This window comes from Collinsella sp. LCP19S3_F2, assembly GCF_052121015.1.
In the GTDB taxonomy this organism is placed as follows: domain Bacteria; phylum Actinomycetota; class Coriobacteriia; order Coriobacteriales; family Coriobacteriaceae; genus Collinsella.
Map to the genome: position 1 here is coordinate 77705 of NZ_JBQKFA010000002.1, position 19111 is coordinate 96815.

19 protein-coding genes are annotated in these 19111 nt (G+C 60.3%); 13 read left to right on the forward strand and 6 right to left on the reverse strand.

Annotated elements, in window-relative coordinates:
• Positions 1-69 precede the first annotated feature (69 nt).
• From ACTQX9_RS02030 to ACTQX9_RS02075, 10 genes are all read left to right on the forward strand, one after another.
• Complete coding sequence (locus ACTQX9_RS02030; RefSeq protein WP_427747588.1) at positions 70-414, forward strand: type II toxin-antitoxin system RelB/DinJ family antitoxin; 345 nt, start codon at positions 70-72, stop codon at positions 412-414.
• Positions 411-878, forward strand: a complete 468-nt coding sequence (locus ACTQX9_RS02035; RefSeq protein WP_441033127.1) for a PIN domain-containing protein — start codon at positions 411-413, stop codon at positions 876-878. Before ACTQX9_RS02030 ends, ACTQX9_RS02035 begins: the two co-directional genes overlap by 4 nt.
• Positions 879-943: 65 nt before the next feature.
• Positions 944-1411 carry a PTS sugar transporter subunit IIA gene (locus ACTQX9_RS02040; protein WP_427717974.1) on the forward strand — a complete coding sequence of 156 codons (468 nt, stop codon included), beginning with the start codon at positions 944-946 and terminating at the stop codon, positions 1409-1411.
• Positions 1412-1590: 179 nt separating this feature from the next.
• The gene (locus ACTQX9_RS02045; protein ID WP_441540340.1) at positions 1591-2814 is read left to right on the forward strand and encodes a peptidylprolyl isomerase; all 1224 of its coding nucleotides are present in this window, start codon (positions 1591-1593) and stop codon (positions 2812-2814) included.
• A 54-nt stretch (positions 2815-2868) separates the two neighbouring features.
• Positions 2869-3312, forward strand: a complete 444-nt coding sequence (locus ACTQX9_RS02050) for a GatB/YqeY domain-containing protein (protein WP_117862823.1) — start codon at positions 2869-2871, stop codon at positions 3310-3312.
• A 336-nt stretch (positions 3313-3648) separates the two neighbouring features.
• Positions 3649-4380 (forward strand): amino acid ABC transporter ATP-binding protein, encoded by a 732-nt coding sequence (locus ACTQX9_RS02055; protein WP_055251548.1) that lies wholly within the window; start codon positions 3649-3651, stop codon positions 4378-4380.
• A gap of 8 nt (positions 4381-4388) precedes the next feature.
• Complete coding sequence (locus ACTQX9_RS02060; RefSeq protein ID WP_441540341.1) at positions 4389-5264, forward strand: transporter substrate-binding domain-containing protein; 876 nt, start codon at positions 4389-4391, stop codon at positions 5262-5264.
• Positions 5265-5289: 25 nt separating this feature from the next.
• Positions 5290-6036, forward strand: coding sequence for an amino acid ABC transporter permease (locus tag ACTQX9_RS02065; RefSeq protein ID WP_441033137.1), 747 nt, complete (start codon positions 5290-5292; stop codon positions 6034-6036).
• A 3-nt stretch (positions 6037-6039) separates the two neighbouring features.
• The gene (locus ACTQX9_RS02070) at positions 6040-6678 is read left to right on the forward strand and encodes an amino acid ABC transporter permease (protein WP_055285379.1); all 639 of its coding nucleotides are present in this window, start codon (positions 6040-6042) and stop codon (positions 6676-6678) included.
• Positions 6679-6851: 173 nt separating this feature from the next.
• Positions 6852-7475, forward strand: coding sequence for an AAA family ATPase (locus ACTQX9_RS02075; RefSeq protein ID WP_441540342.1), 624 nt, complete (start codon positions 6852-6854; stop codon positions 7473-7475).
• Positions 7476-7603: 128 nt separating this feature from the next.
• Here ACTQX9_RS02075 and gltA read toward each other — a convergent pair whose 3' ends face one another.
• The 6 genes from gltA to glmU all read right to left on the reverse strand — a co-directional run bounded on the left by gltA (position 7604) and on the right by glmU (position 15356).
• Entirely contained in the window at positions 7604-9013 is a 1410-nt protein-coding gene (gltA, locus tag ACTQX9_RS02080; protein WP_117647774.1) for an NADPH-dependent glutamate synthase, read from the reverse strand.
• Entirely contained in the window at positions 9004-9843 is an 840-nt protein-coding gene (locus tag ACTQX9_RS02085; RefSeq protein WP_006235793.1) for a sulfide/dihydroorotate dehydrogenase-like FAD/NAD-binding protein, read from the reverse strand. The genes gltA and ACTQX9_RS02085 overlap by 10 nt, the downstream gene beginning before the upstream one ends.
• Positions 9844-10202: 359 nt before the next feature.
• Positions 10203-10832 carry an aminoacyl-tRNA hydrolase gene (gene pth / locus ACTQX9_RS02090; RefSeq protein WP_427717993.1) on the reverse strand — a complete coding sequence of 210 codons (630 nt, stop codon included), beginning with the start codon at positions 10830-10832 and terminating at the stop codon, positions 10203-10205.
• 348 nt (positions 10833-11180) lie between these two features.
• Entirely contained in the window at positions 11181-12017 is an 837-nt protein-coding gene (locus tag ACTQX9_RS02095; protein WP_427793738.1) for a hypothetical protein, read from the reverse strand.
• 746 nt (positions 12018-12763) lie between these two features.
• Positions 12764-13750 (reverse strand): ribose-phosphate diphosphokinase, encoded by a 987-nt coding sequence (locus ACTQX9_RS02100; RefSeq protein WP_154516678.1) that lies wholly within the window; start codon positions 13748-13750, stop codon positions 12764-12766.
• Between the two features lie 193 nt (positions 13751-13943).
• Positions 13944-15356 (reverse strand): bifunctional UDP-N-acetylglucosamine diphosphorylase/glucosamine-1-phosphate N-acetyltransferase GlmU, encoded by a 1413-nt coding sequence (gene glmU / locus ACTQX9_RS02105; protein ID WP_441540343.1) that lies wholly within the window; start codon positions 15354-15356, stop codon positions 13944-13946.
• Between the two features lie 205 nt (positions 15357-15561).
• Between glmU and ACTQX9_RS02110 the strand changes: the two genes are divergently transcribed.
• From ACTQX9_RS02110 to ACTQX9_RS02120, 3 genes are read left to right on the forward strand one after another with little or no spacing between them, the layout of a single operon-like run.
• Positions 15562-16440 carry an energy-coupling factor transporter transmembrane component T family protein gene (locus tag ACTQX9_RS02110; protein WP_427718158.1) on the forward strand — a complete coding sequence of 293 codons (879 nt, stop codon included), beginning with the start codon at positions 15562-15564 and terminating at the stop codon, positions 16438-16440.
• The gene (locus ACTQX9_RS02115; RefSeq protein WP_441540344.1) at positions 16440-18083 is read left to right on the forward strand and encodes an ABC transporter ATP-binding protein; all 1644 of its coding nucleotides are present in this window, start codon (positions 16440-16442) and stop codon (positions 18081-18083) included. The genes ACTQX9_RS02110 and ACTQX9_RS02115 overlap by 1 nt, the downstream gene beginning before the upstream one ends.
• A gap of 4 nt (positions 18084-18087) precedes the next feature.
• Positions 18088-18801: a DUF6580 family putative transport protein gene (locus tag ACTQX9_RS02120; protein ID WP_427718002.1), complete on the forward strand. Its 714-nt coding sequence runs from the start codon at positions 18088-18090 to the stop codon at positions 18799-18801.
• The last annotated feature ends 310 nt before the right edge of the window (positions 18802-19111 follow it).

Sequence of the window (19111 nt, forward strand, 5' to 3'; positions counted from 1 at the left end):
GTGTGGGCGGGGCCCTTTTGCGTGGCCTTTTATGTTTGCTATACTGCTAGCAAGTAGAGAGGAGCCGCTATGGGTGCAGCAACGGTGCAGCTCAACACACGAATCGATCCTATGCTCAAGGCTGGTGGCGATGCGGTCCTGACACGCAATGGATTGGGGCCGAGCGATGCCGTTCGTGCGCTTTGGGCCTATCTTGTCGAGCATCAAGCGTTGCCGGGATTTATGGTGACGGATAAGCGCGAGGCGCCCCGCGCGGAGAGCCTGGCTGAGCAGGGGTGTGGCCTAGCTTTTTCATCGCTGGGGCTAAATGCTTCGGATTTTGCGCCAGTTGGATCATCTGCGGAAGACTGGGATGCCGTACGAGATGATATGTATGACACGATGATTGCCGATATTGAGGCGAATTGTCGATGATCGAGGCAAAGCATCTCTTGGTAGATACGAACGTTTGGCTCGATTATTACCTGCAAGAGGGGGCGTTCGACGAAGCGAAGAGATTAGTTGAACTGGCCGAGGCGGGAAAGATTGACCTTCTGTACACGCCCACGACGGCAAAGGATGTGTTCTATATCCTGCCTCGGCGTCTGGCCCGGCGGAATGCGAATGGGATTAACGTGCCGTTTACCTCGGCGTCATGGGCCTGCATCGAGCACATGATGCAGGTGGCAACTGCCTCTCCGCTTTCGTTGGCAGAGTGCGAGATGGCGCGCATGCTTGGCAAGCGCATGCCGGATCTCGAAGACAACCTCATCATCGCTTCGGGCGAGACGGCAGATGTTGACTACGTGGTCACGAGCGACCGGCGCATGCTGGAGGCGATGCCCGAGGTGTGCTTGACGCCTGCCCGCGCACTCGAGATGATTGGGATCCTCGGCTAACCTTGCCTGTCTGGTTTCGCTATCATATGGGGCATTGTGAACCTCATGCAACTTTGGAGGACGGTATGGCGGATAACGCCGAGATGCTATTCGCGCCTGAGCTGGTGTTTTTTGATTGGGAGTGCGCGACGCCGGATGAGGTGTTTGCGCGACTCGAGGGCGAGCTTGCTCCGCGCGGCTACATTGCATCCGGTTGGCTCGATGCCGTCCGTACGCGCGAGGACATCTATCCCACGGGCCTCGCCATGCCGGCGGCCAATATTGCCATTCCGCATACCGATCCGGGGTTTGTGGCTAAGCCCTATATCGCGGTGATTAAGCCCTCCGCGCCCGTGACGTTCAATGCTATGGCGGGCATGGGTGCCCCCGTGCCGGCGCAGATCATCATCAATCTGGGTATTGCCGAGCCGGGCGGCCAGGTCGAGGCCCTGCAAGCGCTTATGAATATCTTTATGGATGCTGACGCCGCAGCCGACGTGCTCGGCCAGACCTCGTCCCAGGGCATGGTCGACGCCATCCGCCGCCACTTCTAGGGCCGGCATTTGGGGACTGTCCCTAACTGCCGGCAGAAAAGGAACGTCCCTCGCTGCCGGAGCTGTCCCCTTTGCACCAAAATGGTGCAGATTAACCTGTCTCCCATGCACCAGGTGTGCCGCGGAGCTGCGTTGTGACACAATGACGTTTGTTCGATTCGTTATGCGAAAGGCCAACTATGGCAAATAAGAAAAAGAACTCCGAGGCCGCGTCGACGCCCGAGCAGCAGGCCCGCGCTGCCTCCAGCTCTCGCAAGAAGCAGCGCAAGACGTACGTGTCTAAGACCGTCAAGATCGTCCTGGTGGTTATCGGCGTGCTGGCGATGCTGCTTTCCGTCTCGGCCATGGCGTGCTCCGGTTTGATGTCGCAGACCGAGAACAATAACTCGGGTTACAAACTGACCGGCGGTGTGGCTGCTACTATCAACGGAACCAATCTCACCGAGGACACCGTAACCAAGCAGATCATGAGCATGCGCACGTCTTACGGCTATACCAAGGACAAGGATTGGGCGCAGTACCTGGTCAATAACGACCTGACGCCCAAGAAGTACCGCAAACAGCTCATCGATTCCTATACGCAGCAGATTCTGCTCCAGCAGGCGCAGAAGGAGAACGGCGTGACGGTTTCGGACGAGGAAGTAGAGAAGGCTTGGAAGGACGCCTGCAAGAGCGCGGGCGGCGCCAAGACCTTTAAGGAGACCCTTAAGACCTACGGCTATACCGAGGACACCTACAAGGACTCGCTCAAGGAGAGCCTGGCGCAGCAGAAGCTTAAGGATGCCGTAGCTCCCACCAGCAAGCCCAAGGACAGCGAGATTGTCGATTACATTAACGAGAACCTGTCTAACTACAACGATGCCCGCCGCTCGTCGAACATCCTGATCAAGGTTGATTCCGACGCTTCCGACGAGGACAAGGCCGCCGCCAAGGCCAAGGCGCAGGAGTGCCTGGATAAGATCAACTCCGGCGAGCTGAGCTTTGAGGATGCCGTGAAGCAGTATTCCGACGACACCGGTTCCAAGGAGAAGAAGGGTGACGTGGGCTGGGATAAGCTCACCACCTTTGTCGACAGCTACCAGACGGCGCTCGAGGGCCTTAACAAGGGCGATGTGAGCGACGTGGTCGAGTCGACGTATGGCTACCACATCATCAAGTGCACCGACTACTTCCATGTCGATGGCCAGGTCGATGACATCAATCAGGTGCCCAAGGCTATTAAGAAGTACGTTTCCAATGTGGTGAAGACCCAGGCATCGGGCACGGCATACAACGAGTGGCTGGAGAAGTACACGAAGGATGCCGACATTACCGTCAACCCCATGCCCAAGGACGTGCCCTATAACGTGAGCCTGAAGGGCGTCACCAAGAGCTCGACCGACGATTCGTCGACGACTGAGTAATCAAGGGGCGGTGCTCGTGCGAGTGCCGCCCATGTTATTGAGGAGGATTTGCAGATGACCAACGAAGAGCTGCAGCAGGAAATGATTGCCGCCATGAAGGCCAAGGACAAGGTTCGCCTGTCTATCATTCGCCAGGTCAAGGCCGAGGTTAAGAACATCGAGGTCAACGAGCGCCGCGACGTGACCGAGGAAGACGTCAACAGCATGATCAAGCGTCTGATTAAGCAGACAAGCGAGACGTTGGAGATGTCCATCAAGGCCGGTACCGATCAAGATCGTACCGACAACCTAACCGAGCAGGTCAAGATTCTGGAGAGCCTGCTGCCCGCCCAGGTTTCGGGCGAGGAGCTCGAGGCGCTGATTGAGCAGGTCATCGCCGAGCTGGGCGCCACGTCCAAGAAGCAGATGGGCCAGGTTATGGGGGCGCTCGGCAAGGCCACCGGCGGCAACTTCGATAAACCGGCCGCGGCAAAGATCGTCGGCGCAAAGCTTGCGTAATTTGTTGCGCGGTTTTACCAAACCGCGCAACGACCCGACGCTGCAAACCCGTACACGCGGCAATCTGACGTTCAATTTCAAGGGCGCGACCATAAGGTCTGCGCCCTTTCATTTCACGTCACCTTGCTCGCGTGTACGGGTTTTCGCTGACGTTTGCTCAAAATTAGCTGCCCCATTACGGCGCTCATTGGGTACTCATTTAAGCCTGTCCCCAATGAGCGCTCAATGACTAGGTGGAAGGTTGCGGGTTCTTTACGGGAATGTAGTGTGGGCTGCGGAAACGTGGTTCTTTCCGTAAAATAGAGCAATTCGTGTAAGCGCAGGGAAGGGATATTCATGGCAGACATGATCGAGATCAAGCATCTCAACAAGTACTTTGGCGACCTGCATGTGCTCAAAGATATCAACCTCACCGTCAAGCGCGGCGAGAAGCTCGTAATGATCGGGCCTTCCGGCTCGGGCAAGTCCACGCTCATCCGTTGCGTCGATTATCTGGAGGAGCCCACGTCGGGCGAGGTCATCATCGACGGTACGCCGCTCACCAAGAAGAATCACCTGGAGATGGCTCGCAAGTACAGCTCCATGGTGTTTCAGCAGTTCAACCTATATCCCAACATGACGGTGCTGGGCAACCTGACGCTCGCGCCCATCAAGCTGCAAAAGAAGAGCAAGGAGGAGGCGACCGAGATCGCCATCGCCGCGCTCAAGCGCGTCGGCATGGCGCATAAGGCCGGCGAGTACCCGCAGAACCTCTCGGGCGGTCAGCAGCAGCGCATCGCCATTGCCCGTGCCCTGTGCACCAAGCAGCCCATCATCCTGTTTGACGAGCCGACCTCGGCGCTCGATCCCGAGATGGTCCAGGAAGTCCTGGACGTTATGATTGAGCTCGCGCAGGAGGATATCACCATGATCTGCGTGACGCACGAGATGGGCTTTGCGCGCCAGGTGGCCGACCGCGTCATCTTTATGGAGGATGGCCGTATCCTAGAGGAGGGCACACCCGAGCACTTCTTTGATAACCCCGAGAACCCGCGCTGCCGCGAGTTTCTGTCCAAGATTCTGCACTAGGCGCGGTGATGGACATGACGGATATGACGAGGGCGGCCGTGTCACGCCGTCACTTTTTGCAGCTGGCGGGCGCCGGTATGCTCGCGCTGACGGGGACCGCGCTTACCGGTTGCGACAACTCCACCGGCGGCGAGGGCTCCGACAAGGGGTCTAAGCTTGCGGCCATCAAGTCGCGTGGCCATCTGAATGCTGGCGTTAAGAAGGACGTTCCTGGCTACGGCTATTACGACACCGCCAAGGGCCGCTTTGAGGGCATGGAGGTCGATTTGTGCTACCAGATCGCCGCTGCCGTCTTTGGCGTGAGCTACAAGGAGGCCCGTGCCCAGGAGCTTGTCGAGTTTACTGACGTAACGCCCAAGACGCGCGGCCCGCTGATCGATAACGGCCAGCTCGACGTGGTCGCGGCGACCTACACCATCACCGACGAGCGCAAGAAGAGTTGGGATTTCTCGACGCCGTACCGCACCGACTACGTGGGACTCATGGTCAAGAAGCGTTCGGGCTTTACCTCGATTGAGGACCTGGACGGCAAGGTCATTGGCGTGAGCCAGGGTGCCACCACGCAGGGCCTGATCGAGCAGATGATCAAGGACAACGGCTTTAGCTGCAAGCCCGAGTTTAGGGCCTTTAGCGGCTACCCCATCATCAAGAGTTCGCTCGATGCCGGCAATATCGACGTCTTTGCCATGGACCGCTCCACGCTGGCCGGTTACATGAACGAGACCGTCGAGCTGCTGCAACCCGAGGTCAAGTTTGGCGAGCAGGGCTACGGCGTGGCGACCAAGAAGGGCTGTGATCTTTCGGCCGTGGTCGATCAGGTGATATGCGATCGCCTGGCCGACGGCTGGCTCGACCAAGAGGTTAAGACCTGGGGTCTTGTATAGGCGCATCGTCCAAGGAAGGAATCAAATGCTCGAAGGATTGTTTGACGCCGACCGCTGGTCGACGACATTCCAAAACATGGGGCCCTTCTGGGAGGGCTTTGGCGTGACGATGCAGGTGGTCGTTGCCGGCCTGCTGCTGTCGCTGGTGCTGGGCACGCTGCTTGGCGTGTTCTCTACCACTCGTTCTCGCGTTCTGCGCGCCATAAGCCGCGTGTACGTGGAGTTTTACCAGAACACCCCGCTGCCCGTGCAGGTGCTCTTTATGTACATGGCCGGTCCGCAGTTTTTGCAGGCCATAACCGGTGCCGACCAGCCGGTGCGTATCGCGCCGTTTGTGCTGGGCTTCTTGGGCGTGGGCCTGTATCACGCTGCCTACATTTCGGAGGTCATCCGTACCGGTATCGAGGCCGTTCCGCGTGGCCAGATGGAGGCGGCCCAGAGCCAGGGCTTCACCCGTGCGCAGGCATACTGCTACATCGTGCTGCCCCAGACGTTCAAGATCATTCTGCCGCCGCTGTGTAACCAGGCACTCAACCTGGTCAAAAACACGTCGGTGCTGGCGCTTGTGGCCGGCGGCGACCTTATGTACCGTTCCGACAACTTTGTGAGTCTGTACGGTTACCTGCAGGGATACATCGTCTGCTGCCTTATGTATTTCATCATCTGCTTTCCGCTCGCCATGCTGGTGCAATGGCTCGAGCGCCGCTCCAAGGAGCGCCCGCGCGGCATGAGCCTGGCCGAGCTGGGGCTCGACAACGTAGAGGAGGCCTAGCGCATGGAAATCTTCAACGCGACCAACCTGCTCTACATTTGGGGCGGCTTTGTTAAGACGATCGAGATCTCGGCGCTGTCGATCTTTTTCTCGCTCATCTTTGGCACGGTGCTGGCGCTCGTTAAAAGCTACGCGCCCCGTCCATTCCGTATTTTGGTGAGCGCCTATATCGAGCTGTTCCGTTGCACGCCAAACTTGCTGTGGATCCTGTTTATCTACTTTACGGTGCAGGGTTTGGACATTGTGATTTCGACCATCGCCTTTACGCTGTTTACCAGCGCTGTTATGGCCGAGATTGTGCGTGGCGGCCTCAACTCGATTCCGCGCGGCCAGTTTGAGGCGGCGCAGAGCCAGGGCTTCGGCTTCTTTGCCACCATGCGCTATATCATTCTGCCGCAGACGTTTAAGACGATCATTCCGGCGCTGTTTAGCCAGTGCACGACCGTCATCAAGGACAGCTCGTATCTTTCGGGCATTAACGTGGCCGAGCTCATGTACACGGCAAACGTCGTGATGGCCCACGCGATCGACCTGTCGCAGGTGCTTATGCTCTACGGCCTGGTGTTTGCGATGTACTTTGTGCTCAACTTTGGTATCTCGCTGCTGGTGAGGGCATATCAGCGTCGCATTGTGGCCGCATAGTCCTGCTTCCCCAAGCACGGCATCTTGCCCCTCAATCGTCGCTTGCGTACATTTAGTACGCGGCGCTCCTCTTTCGGGGCAATCTGCCGCACTTGGGAAACCAGGACGAAGGTGGGGGCAAAATGAATGTGACAAAGGGACTGTCCCTTTGTCACATAGAGAAAGGAATCGCGATGAGCGATCTGGAGAACAAGAAGAATCCTGTGGTCATTACCATCGCGCGCGACTTTGGCGCCGAGGGCCACGAGATTGGCCGCATGCTTGCCAACGAGTTGGGAATTCCGCTGTACGACAACGAGCTGCTGGTGCGTGCGTCGATGCGCGCGGGTGAGTCGCTCGATAAGATGGCCGCCTATGACGAGCGTCTGGCCGTGGAGAACATGGCGTTTCTGCCCGACCGCTACGATGCGCGTTCGTACTCGGACAAGTTGTTCCAAAAGATAAGTCAGGTGATTTTGGACCTGGGCGAGACCGAGAGCTGCATTATCGAGGGTCGCCTGTCCGATTACCTGCTGCGTAACAACCCTAATCACATTGCCGTGTTGGTGACCGCACCCTTTGAGGACCGCGTCGAGATCGTGCGCAAGAAGCGTGGGCTCAACAAAAAGAAGGGCGCCAAGCTGGTCAAGCAGCAGCAGAAGGCACGCGAGGCGTTCTATAAGCGCTACAGCGCCGGAAAGTGGAAGATGACGAGCGGCAAGGATATCGTCGTCAACCGCGCCAAGCTGGGCCGCGAGGGCTGCAAAGACGTCATAGCCGCTGCCTACCGCTACAAGGTGGCTCAGCTCGAAGGCTAACCGATCAAAAACCATCACAAAGGCGACTGTCCCCTTTGTGGTGGTCGGGCGGCTGGCATAGAAAAAAGTCCCCGCCGGGCGTGTGCCCGACGGGGACTTTGCCGTTTGGTGGCTAGCGCTGCAGGCGATTACTCACCCAGCAGGCTCTTGGTGATCGAAGCGGCGGCCTTCTTGCCGGCGCCCATCGCCAGAATGACCGTAGCGGCACCGGTGACGATGTCGCCGCCGGCCCAGATGCGGGGGTCGGTGGTCTGGCCGGTCTCCTCATCGGCAACGATGTAGCCCCACTTGTTGAGCTCCATCTTGCCGCCGATCTTGGCAGCGAAGGGGTTGGCGTTGGTGCCGATAGCCGAGATCGCGACGTCGCAGGGAATCTCCTCGATGGCGCCCTCGATGGGCACCGGGCGACGACGGCCGGACTCGTCAGGCTCGCCGAGCTCCATCTTCTGGACCTTGACGGCGCACACGGAGCCGTCCTCGCCAGCGACAAACTCGAGCGGGGAGACGAGCGGCAGAACCTCGACGCCTTCGGCCTTGGCATGGTGCAGCTCGGCGCGGCGGCAGGGCATCTCGTCCTCGGTACGACGGTAGGCGATGATGGCGTGCTCGGCGCCCAGGCGCTTGGCGGTACGGACGGCGTCCATAGCCACGTTGCCGCCGCCAAAGACGACGACGTTCTTGCCGTGCTTGGTGGGGGTGTCGTACTCGGGGAACTTGTTGGCCTTCATCAGGTTCACGCGGGTGAGGTACTCGTTAGCGAAGAAGACGTTGGGCAGGTTCTCGCCGGGGACGTTGAGGAACTTGGGCAGGCCAGCGCCGGTCGCCACGTAGATGGCGTCGAAGCCCTGCTCGAACAGCTCCTCGGCCGTGGCCATGTTGCCCACGACGGAGTTGTACTCAAACTTGACGCCCATGTCCTCAAGGCCGTCAATCTCGCGCTTGACGACTGCCTTGGGCAGACGGAACTCGGGGATGCCGTAGACCAGCACACCGCCGCCGGTGAAGAAGGCCTCAAAGACGGTAACGTCAAAGCCGTTGCGGGCGAGCTCGCCGGCGCAGGTGATGCCGGACGGGCCGGAGCCGACGACGGCGACCTTCTTGCCGTTCTTGGGAGCCATCTTGGGCGTGGAGGCGAGCTCGGGGCGGTCACCCAGGAAGCGCTCGAGCTGGCCGATGGCCACGGGCTCGGACTTCTTACCACGGATGCACTTGCCCTCACACTGGTTCTCCTGCGGGCAGACGCGGCCGCAGATGGCGGGAAGCATGGAGTCCTCGCGGATGGTATCGAGGGCGCCGCCAAAGTCCTTCTCGCGGATTTGCTCGATAAAGCGGGGAATGTTGATGTTGACGGGGCAGCCCTCGACGCAGAACGGCTTCTTGCAGTTGAGGCAGCGCTCGGCCTCGGCCAGCGCCATCTCCTCGGTGAAGCCCTTGTCGACGGGGCGGAAGTCGCAGGCGCGCTCGGCAGCCGGCTCCTCGTTATCGGGGGTGCGGGGCGACTTCATATCGGCAACGAAACGACCGTTAACTAGTGGCATGCGCAGCTCTTTTCCTCATAGGCCTTGAGGGACTCGCCCTCTTCGGAACGGTAAGCGGCCTGGCGGGCACGAAGGTCATCCCAGTCGACCAGGGTGGCATCGAAGTCGGGGCCGTCGACGCAAGCAAACTTGGTCACGCCGCCCACCTCGACGCGGCAGCAGCCGCACATACCGGTGCCGTCAACCATGATGGGGTTGAGCGACGCGGTGATGGGGGTGTCGTACTTCTGGGCGGTGAGGGTCGAGAACTTCATCATCGGAACGGGGCCAACGCAGAAGACCTGGCTCACGGCCTTGTCCTGCAGCAGGCGCTCCAGCGGAGCGGTGACAACGCCCTGCTCGCCGTAGGAACCGTCGTCGGTGGTGATGTGGATGTGGTCCTCGTCGAGGAGCTCGCGGAACTGGTCCTCCATGAGCAGGAGGTCCTTGGTGCGAGCGCCCATGATGGCGTGCACCTCGTGGCCGGTCTCGACCAGGTGCTTGGCGACCGGGAAGGCAATTGCCAGGCCGACGCCGCCGCCAATGACGGCGCAGGGGCCCTCGGCCATCTCGGTGGGAACGCCCAGCGGGCCCACGACGTCGCGCAGCGACTCGCCGGCCTCGTAGGTGGAAAGCATCTCGGTGGTCTTGCCGATCACCATGAAGATGAACTCGACCCAGCCCTCGTCACCGTTCCAGCCGGCCAGAGTAAACGGGACACGCTCGCCCGTCTCGTTGGCGCGGACCATGAGGAACTGTCCAGCGTGCGCATGCTTGGCGATTGCAGGCGCCTCGATGCGGAACTTGAACACCTTCTCCGAGAACTGCGTCTTCTCCAGGATCTTATACATAGAACCCCTCTCTTGTTAGGGCAACCGAACCGTGCCTCCACGGAAATGGACGGCAGCCCGAATAAAACCGTACGCGCACAGGCGTTGTGCAGACATACGGTGCAAATTATACCCTCATGGACATGTTGCTTGCGTGTATCTTTGGCAGGCGGGAAAAGTGATCTAGCACAAAGAGACAGGTTTATTTTGGCGGGTTTTATCAGATAAAACGACAAAAGGGGCCGGCCTTGCACATCGGTGAGGCCGACCCCTTTTAGGGCGTTGGGTATGTATGGCGGCACAGGGTTTATTGCGATGCGGCCGCTGCGGCGTTTTCGCATATAAAACCTGCCATAATAAACATCCCTTTTTGGTAGGTTTTAGTGCTTGCCGTTGGCAGAGGCGGAGCCGTTGACGTGGTCGCGGGCATAGATTACGCCGTGCACAATCGCCAGGCCGGCGGCGTCGGCGGCGCGGGCGCAGGTGTCCTGGAAGTCCTCGGCCTCGCGGGCGCGCAGCTGCTTGAGCACGTAGTCGGCGACAGCCATCTTGCCGGGAGGGTTGCCGATGCCGGTGCGGATGCGGCTAAAGTCGCGGCTGCCCATCTTGTCGATGATGGAACGCAGGCCGTTGTGGCCGGCGTGGCCGCCGCCCACCTTGACGCGCACGTCGCCGGCGGGAATGTCGAGCTCATCGTGGATTACGAGCAGCTCTTCGGCCTTGATTTTGTACTCGCGGCAAAGCTTGGAGATGGGGCCGCCCGAGGTGTTCATGTACGACTGCGGCTTGACCAGCACAATCTGGCGCTTGCCGCCCTCTTCCTCTGGATCGTTGATGTTGATGAGCGCGACCTCGGCGCCGGCCTGGTTTTTCCAGTACGTGACGCCGGCCTGACGCGCCAGCTCGTCGATCGCCTTAAAGCCCGCGTTGTGGCGGGTCTCGGCATACTCATCGCCAGGGTTGCCAAGTCCGGCAACCATGCGAATCTTAAGCGGCTGTGCAGCTGCCATGTGCTTCCTTTCATCGATTTGTCGCCTGCTATGGTGAGCGACCCCGTTGCTGCTGTCAAATGGAGGGTGATTGAGGCCGCATGAGGGCGTTTGGACAGTCGTCAGAAGCCGGGATGGACAGTTAGTTCAGATTTGTATAAACCAAGAGATCTTTGACTGCCAAAATCGGGGCCACGGAATTGTCACGGCGCTTTGGGGAGCACAATTTGTGCTATTTCAGATCTTTTGAGTCTTCAAATGAGGTGATTGGCGCCGGGATGGCGGCAAACCACCTCGACATTAGCCGTCTGTTTATACAAATCTGAACTAACTGTCCAGCCATGCTCGGTAACACTGGGTAAAAGTCTTTTAGACCGGCGCGAGGCCGATTCCGGCCCGCAGGGTGTTGAGCCAGGCGGCCTGACGCTTGCGATAACCCTTGATGCGGTAGCGGAATCGAACTCCCGCAAGTCGATGCATCGTCTGGGCGAAGGCTTCGAGTGCAACAAGGTCCTTCATTTGGTCGCGATTGATAACCAGGACGTGGATACCCATGGCCTTAAGGCCATTGTTGCGATTGCCATCGTGGATGCGAGCGTTTTGAAGCTCATGTCCAATTCCGTTGTATTCGTTGTCGACTCCGGCGGCTGGACAATATAAGTCGCAGATGGCGTAAGGGATGCCCGAGGACATGTTGATCGCAAGGGTGTCGAAATCGACTCGATAGTTGAGCAGCAGGCCTCCCATGGGCAGGCTGCAACACCCGAATCCGCCAAAGCGCATGGGTGCGCCCAGGACGGCGAACATCAATGATTCCGCTGGGGATGCGGATCCGGCCCGGGCGAGTTTGATAGCTGTGCGAAACGAGGCGTAGGAACTACTTTTGGCAAACCGTGCGACCGCCTCGAGCTCTTCGATGGTTGTGGCGGGCTCGCATTTGTAGTGTGCCTGTTCGTAGCGGGTTTCGGATTGCTTTTCGGGTGTCGGTTGATCACCCTGGCAATCGAGATCGTCCATCGTTTCGAAGCTGTTGGCCTCGGGCCACGTGTCGTCGTAGGCGATGGGGTAAGTTGCTTCGGGCGGAAGTGAGTAGGTTCCGAGCAGTTCCATGAGAAGCATCAAGGTTTTGGCAACCGATTCATTTTTGGAACAAAGCATGGCCGTCATGGCGGGAGACGTTGCGTAGATGTCGGCTTCGATGTGCATGATCGCGCCCTGGGGGAGAGGGGCGGTGATGGTGTGCTGGAGGAGCCGTCCGTCGGGCCGTCTGTTGCTGCCGCTCGCAACAAAGAGGTCTAGACGCTCGGAGTCGTCTTCGCTCCAGGCGTCAAGTATTGCAAGGGCCGCAAAGTCTATGGCGTCCTTGTTGGGAACGCAATCTACGAGGGCTTGTGTCTGTTGCTCGTCATCGATGGCGTCCCAGGGAAGGGCGGAGTACGCCCGTCGAGCGCGGCGAATTGCGCGAAGGGCGGAGAGGTGTGAAATTACGGTTGTCATAGCTATAAGGTACTAAGCCGTTGGCGAAATGATATGGCCGTGTCGTTCTTTTCGCTCAAAGGGGCGTCGCGCGCCGCGGGCGGTAACGACATCATACGGAATGCCTTGGAAAAGTGGAGAATGGAGTGATGGGTTGGCCTTGGAGGCATCTACTGAGATGGGTGCTGGACAGTTAGTTCAGATTTGTACAAGGCGACCGGGGTGTATTGCCGTTGTTGAGGGACTCGGTGGGCAAAATGGGGCCAATGGCATGGTGAAGAGATCCATAGGTGGAGGAATCGAGCGGAATTATGCCGGCAAGAGAGTTTTCGACGCATTAAATGGCCCAAACGAATGCCACATTAATACAAATCTGAACTAACTGTCCAAGGCGGGTTGTCGAGGGGCAGAAAAAAGGGTCGGAAGCGAGCCTCCGACCCTTTAAAAACACCAAAGATGATGCGCTGCGCGCTGGATTACAGCGCGAAGTCGCCGCCGACGAGCGTGGAGACGGGCTCCTCGTGGTAAACGGCAGAGATGGCCTCGGCGAACTCCTCGGCGACCGAGATAGTCTTGATCTTGCCGCCAACCTCGACGGGGATGGCATCGGTGACGAGGCACTCGACGATGGGGGCGTCGTTCAGGCGCTCGATGGCCGGGCCCGAGAAGATGCCGTGGGTGGCGCACACGTAGATGTCGCCGGCACCCATGGCCTTGAGCTCCTTGACGTTGGCGCACAGGGTGCCAGCGGTGTCGATCATGTCGTCATTGATGATGCAGGTCTTGCCCTTGATGTCACCGATGATGCCCATGACCTCGGCGGCGTTGTGGCGCGGACGGCCCTTGTGGGCGATGGCGAGGCTGCAGCCGAGCATGTCGGAGAGCTTCTTGGCAGCTTTGGCGCGACCCACGTCGGGGGAGACGACGACCAGGTTGTCGGTGTCGAAGTGCATGTCGTTGTAGTACTGGCCAAACAGCGGCAGTGCAGATAGGTGGTTAACCGGGATATCGAAGAAGCCCTGAATCTGGCCCTGATGCAGGTCGAGGGTGATGATGCGGTTGACGCCAGCGCGCTCGAGCAGGTTGGCGACGAGGCGGGCGGTGATGGGCTCGCGCGGGCCGGCCTTGCGGTCCTGGCGGGCATAGCCGTAGTGGGTGATGACGGCGGTGATGGAGCGGGCGGATGCGCGCTTGGCAGCGTCGGTGGCGATGAGCAGCTCCATGAGCATGTCGTTGACGTTGCCGCCGGCCACGGACTGAATCAGGAAGACGTCGGCGCCGCGGACGGTCTCGTCGTAGCGGGCGTAAATCTCACCGTTGGCGAACTGCTTTAGCGTAAGGCCCGAAAGCTCGACCCCAAGGTACTCAGCGATCTTCTGAGCGAGGGGACGGTTGGAGGAACCGGAATACACGCGGATGGACTTGCGCATATTCTCCGACTTCTCGGGATCATTAATCGGCATTACCCTTCTCCTTTATATATCGAATGCCATATAGATGCCTTGTTGCATTGTAACCGCGCGGCGGGGTTTATCGGGTCTTGATAACGTCTTTACCGTCAACGGACACGAACCGACCACTCATCCGGTCGCGCAGGTCAGCATAGAAAAAGGAGCTATTCCCATGGGAACAGCTCCTTAGATGCTTGGTAAAACGTTACACCTCGTTGTCCTCGTGCAGACGGCGGCGATAATCGGCGGCCCAGCCCTCAATATTTAGCTGACGGGCGCGGCCCAGGCCGAGTGCGTCAGCCGGGACCGGCTCGGTGATGACGGAGCCGGCGGCCACGAGCGCGCCGTCGCCGATCTGGGCGGGCGCGACCATCATGGTATCGGAACCGATGAAGGCATCCTTGCCGATGACGGTCTTGTGCTTGTGCACGCCGTCGTAGTTGCAGGTGATGGAGCCCGCGCCCACGTTGACGCCGGAACCCATGGTGGTGTCGCCGATGTAGGACAGGTGCGGCACCTTGGAGCCCTCGCCGATCGTGGACTTCTTGATTTCCACGTGTGTGCCGGCCTTGGAGCCATCGAGCATGTGGGTGCCCGGGCGCAGGTAGGCGCGCGGGCCGCAGTCGACGCCGTTCTCGATGACAGCCTCGATGGCGATGGTCTCATCGATGGTGCAGCCGCTGCCAACGGTGGTGTCGGTGAGGCGGCTGTTGGGGCCGAGCTGGCACTCTTCGCCCACGGTGACGTGGCCGATCAGGTGCGTCTGCGGCCACACGACGGTGTCGCGGCCGATGACGGCGTCGGGGCCGATCCAGGCCTGCGTGGGGTCGATGAAGGTAACGCCCTCGGCCATCCAGTGCTCGTTGATGCGGTCGCGCGCGATAGCGGTGAGTTGCGCGAGCTGGATGCGGCTGTTGACGCCCAGGCCGTCGCGGTAGTCGTCGCAGTGGAAGATGGAGACTGCCTGGCCGTGGCCCTTGAGAATCTCGAGCATGTCGGGCAGGTAGTACTCGGACTGCGCGTTGTCGTTGCCGATCTCGCTGATGTGGGCTGCGAGCTGCGCGCCGTCGAAGGCGTAGCAGCCGGCGTTGCACTCGAGCAGCGTGGCGGCCTGCTCGGGCGTGCAGTCCTTCTGCTCGATGATGCGCTCGATCTGGCCGTCGGCGCCCAGCTTGATGCGGCCGTAGCCAAAGGGATCGGGCGGGGTCATGGTCATGACGGTGCAGGCGAGCTCGCCGGTAGCGACGGTCTTCGCGAACTTGGCGACGGTGTCGGCGGTGATGAGCGGCAGGTCGCCGTTGAGCACGACGACGGGGCCTTGCATGATGCCGCATGCCTCGAGCGCGACCTTTACGGCGTGGCCGGTGCCCAGGCGCTCGGTCTGTTCGACGCACTCGACCTTGGTGGCGCTGTTGGCGTAGGCGCCGTCGATAAGGGCGCGCATCTCGTCGGCGTGGCTGCCGATGACGACCACGACGCGGCTGCAGCCGGCCTTGATGGTGGCGTCGACGATCCACTGGACCATGGGCTTGCCCAGGATCTTGTGCGAAACCTTGCAGTGGTTCGACTTCATGCGGGTACCCTCGCCGGCGGCGAGGATAATTGCGGTTGCGTCCATGTGATCTCCTGTTACGTTATAGACACGTGAGTTTGGAAACGATACACGGCGCAATATGATACCGCAGGCATATGATGAGCGCGTAACGATTGGCGCATGGCGGCTGATGTCGGTGCCGCCGGCGTGACGTTTGCGCTGGTTGTGCATGGCGGCGGCACTGCGGCGTTGGCGTTTGAGCGAGGGGATGGGGGTGTCCGTGGATATCATGCGAGAGGAATCGGGCAACGAACCCGTCGCGGCATTCTCGATGTCGCATCCGGCGGTGCCGGCGCTCTACATGGTGCTGACGCTGGGGCTCACCATGTTCTCGATGCAACCGGTGCTGCTTGCGCTGTCGCTTGCGGGCGGGCTGGCGTATGGGTTTGCGACGCGCGGCGTCGCACGCACGTTGGGGGCACTTCGCTGGCAGCTGCCGGTGATTTTGATTATCGCGGTGCTCAACCCGTTATTTAGCGCTTCGGGCTCGACGGAACTGTTCCGCATTGGCATGCGTGCGGTGTATCTGGAGAGTATGGTATACGGCCTGTGTATGGGCGGGCTGTTTGTGGCGAGTGTGCTGTGGTTTGAGGCCGCGGCGTCCATGCTTAGCTACGACAGGGTGCTTGCGCTTTTGGGTAACACCGCGCCGGTGATCGCGCTCATGATCTCGATGTGTATGCGGCTTATCCCGCAGTTTTTGCGTCGCGGTCGCACGGTGCTGGCGGTGCAGGATGCGATTGATGTGCCGGGCCGCGCGCCGGCCGACCCCGTGCGTTCGCGCCTACGGGCATCGAGCGTGTTGATGGGCTGGGGCATGGAAGATTCGCTGGAGCGTGCGGACGCCATGCGCTCCCGTGGGTGGGGCGCCGCGGCGCGTCGCACGACGTACGCGCGGTATCGGCTGGCGCGCGGCGACGTTGCCGCGCTGGTTGGGCTTGCGCTGTTTGGCGTGGCCACGGCGGCAGTGGCGTGGACCGCGACGATGCAGTATTCGTTTTACCCGCAGCTTTCGGTGCCAGCGCCGTGGCCAGGCTATGTTGTATACGCGACCTGGATGGCGCTGCCCTGCGTGGTGCATGCGATTGACGAGAAGAGGTTTGGCTGATGGCTCGGTTGGACGGGAGCATCATGGCGGACGCGGTGTGCGGCTCGGATATGCCGGCGATTGAAGTGCGGGGCCTGCGCTTTGCCTATCCCGGGGCCGAAGTGCCGGTGTTCGAGGAGCTCGATTGGCGTGTTCCCCAAGGGACGTTTGCGTTGCTTGTCGGTGGTACCGGGTCGGGCAAGTCGACATTACTCTCGTTGCTCAAGCCCGAGATTTCGCCGGCGGGCGAATGCTCCGGCGAGCTGCGCATGCTGGGCGAAAGCGTTGCCAACATGGACGTTCGCGCGTCCGCGGAGCGCGTGGGTTATGTGTTTCAGGACCCCGAGAACCAGATTGTGTGCGAAACCGTGTGGCACGAGATGGCGTTTGGCCTGGAAAACTTAGGCATGTCGCGCGACGAGATGCGCCGTCGCGTGGCCGAGACCAGTTATTTCTTTGGTGTGGAGGATTGGCTCCACCGCGATACCGATGCGCTTTCGGGCGGACGCAAGCAGCTGCTGTCGCTTGCAGCCGTGCTGGCGTTGCGCCCTCGCGTGCTGCTGCTCGACGAGCCCACGTCCCAACTGGATCCCGTTGCCGAGAAAAATTTTCTGCATGCGCTGTTTCGCGTGAATCGCGAGCTGGGCTGCACGGTTGTTGTGGCAACGCACCAGCCGCGCCCGATGCTCGAATACGCGACGTGCGCGTATCGGATTGAGGGCGGGCGCGTATGCGAGGTCGCTGACATCGCCTCCTTGGGGCATCGCGAAGAGCTGTTTTCTGGCGAGGTGCCAGGGTGGGGTGGCTCGCGGCGTGCAAAAAACGGAGTTTTCAGCAGCGCCAGTGGCCGGCCGGGCTATTTGGACCCGCGCGTGGGCGCTCCGGGCGCAAAAAAAAGACCGAAATCGGACAAATCGGCTGAATTTGAGGCGCAAATCCTGTCGCAAGACGACTCGGGGGCGCCGTCGTGCGCCGGTGGATGCCGAATACTCCCAAAAATGCACGCTGGGTCGGCTACCACCCTGGCAGGGGGCTGGTTTCGCTACGATCGAGCGTCCGGCTGGGTGCTGCGCGGGCTCGATGCGTCGTTTTCGGCAGGCGCGGTGCATGCTGTTGTGGGCGGTAACGGCTGCGGTAAGTCGACAATGCTTTCGGTGCTGGCCAAGACGGTCAAGTTGCAGCGTGGGCATATGGAGCGCGGGGCGGCCTCGGCGGCACTGCTGCCTCAGAATCCCAAGGCGCTGCTGGTTGCCGAGACGGTGCGCGAGGAGCTGATGGAATGGGCTTCGACCTGCGGATATGACGAGGCTATGGCGCGAGAGCGCGCGACGAGTCTGGGATTGTCCGGCTTGGATGGGCGCCATCCGTACGATCTTTCGGGCGGGCAGCGCCAGCTGCTTGCGTTGGCAAAGCTGCTGTTGATCGGCCCCGAGCTGCTATTGCTCGATGAGCCCACCAAGGGTCTGGACCTGGCCAGCCGTCGCATCATCGCCCGCGCCCTGCGCGACCATGCGGAGGCCGGCGGTACCGTCATCATGGCAACGCACGATCTGGGTTTTGCCGAGCAGGTTGCCGATGACATTGCCATGATGTTCGACGGTGAGATTGCCTGCATGGAGCCGCCCGCCGACTTTTTTGCCGACAATGTGTTTTATAGGGCGTGATGGGATGGCGGATTATCGCGTCTTGCGCCTACTCGCAAAACTGGAGATCCCACTGCTGCTGGCGGTGCCAGCGGTAATGGCCGCGGCGTTGCTGGCAGGCGTTGAGCAGGCGGCGCTTGCCATGCTTGTCGTGGTGGCGCTGGTGCTCGCGCTGTTCTTTGCGGGCTACGAGGCGTCGCGACCGGGCCTGCGCCAGATTATGCCCACGCTGGTTCTGGCGGCGTTGGCCGCGGCGGGGCGTATCTTGTTTGGCCCCATTCCCGACTTTAAACCCGTGAGCGCCATCGCCATTATCGCCGGGGCGACGCTCGGTCGTCGTAACGGCTTTATGGTCGGTGCGCTGGCGGCGCTGACCAGCAATTTCTTTTTTGGACAGGGCATGTGGACGCCGTGGCAGATGTATGCTTGGGGGCTCGTGGGATACGTTGGCGGTGCGCTGGCGTATGCGGGTGCGTTCGACCGCGCCGACGGCACCGTGCGCATGCCAGCGCTGATGGCGTACGGCTTTGCGTCGGGCCTGCTCTATGGCGCCGTGATTAACGCCTACGACATCATCGGTTTTGTGCAACCGCTCACGTGGGCGGGCGCCGTGGCGCGTCTTGCCACGGCGGTACCGTTCGATATCACACACGGCCTTGCGACCTGCGTGTTCTTGGCCGCTCTCTACAAACCTTGGTGTCGTCGCATTAACCGTGTCGTCGTGAAATACGGGCTGTAGTGGCGGTTGTGCCGGGGCGAGAATCAATACTGTTGAAGTGCCATTTTAAAACTATGCCGGTTTACGGGGCTAGATTGGCACAGGCAGACCATACAGGCTTTTTCCGAAAATAGACGATCCGTCTACCTGCGGTTTTATTTTGCTTGAATTGCGTTTGGTTGGGGATTTGCGATTTAGCCCCGTAAACCGGCATAGTTTTAAAATGGCCGGCTGATATGACGGGCGTCGTGGCCCTCAGAGAGCCAAATCGATCCGTTTTCTTCCGCTCCCAGACGTCACCAGGGAATCAGTTGACGGCGCTTGCCACGAA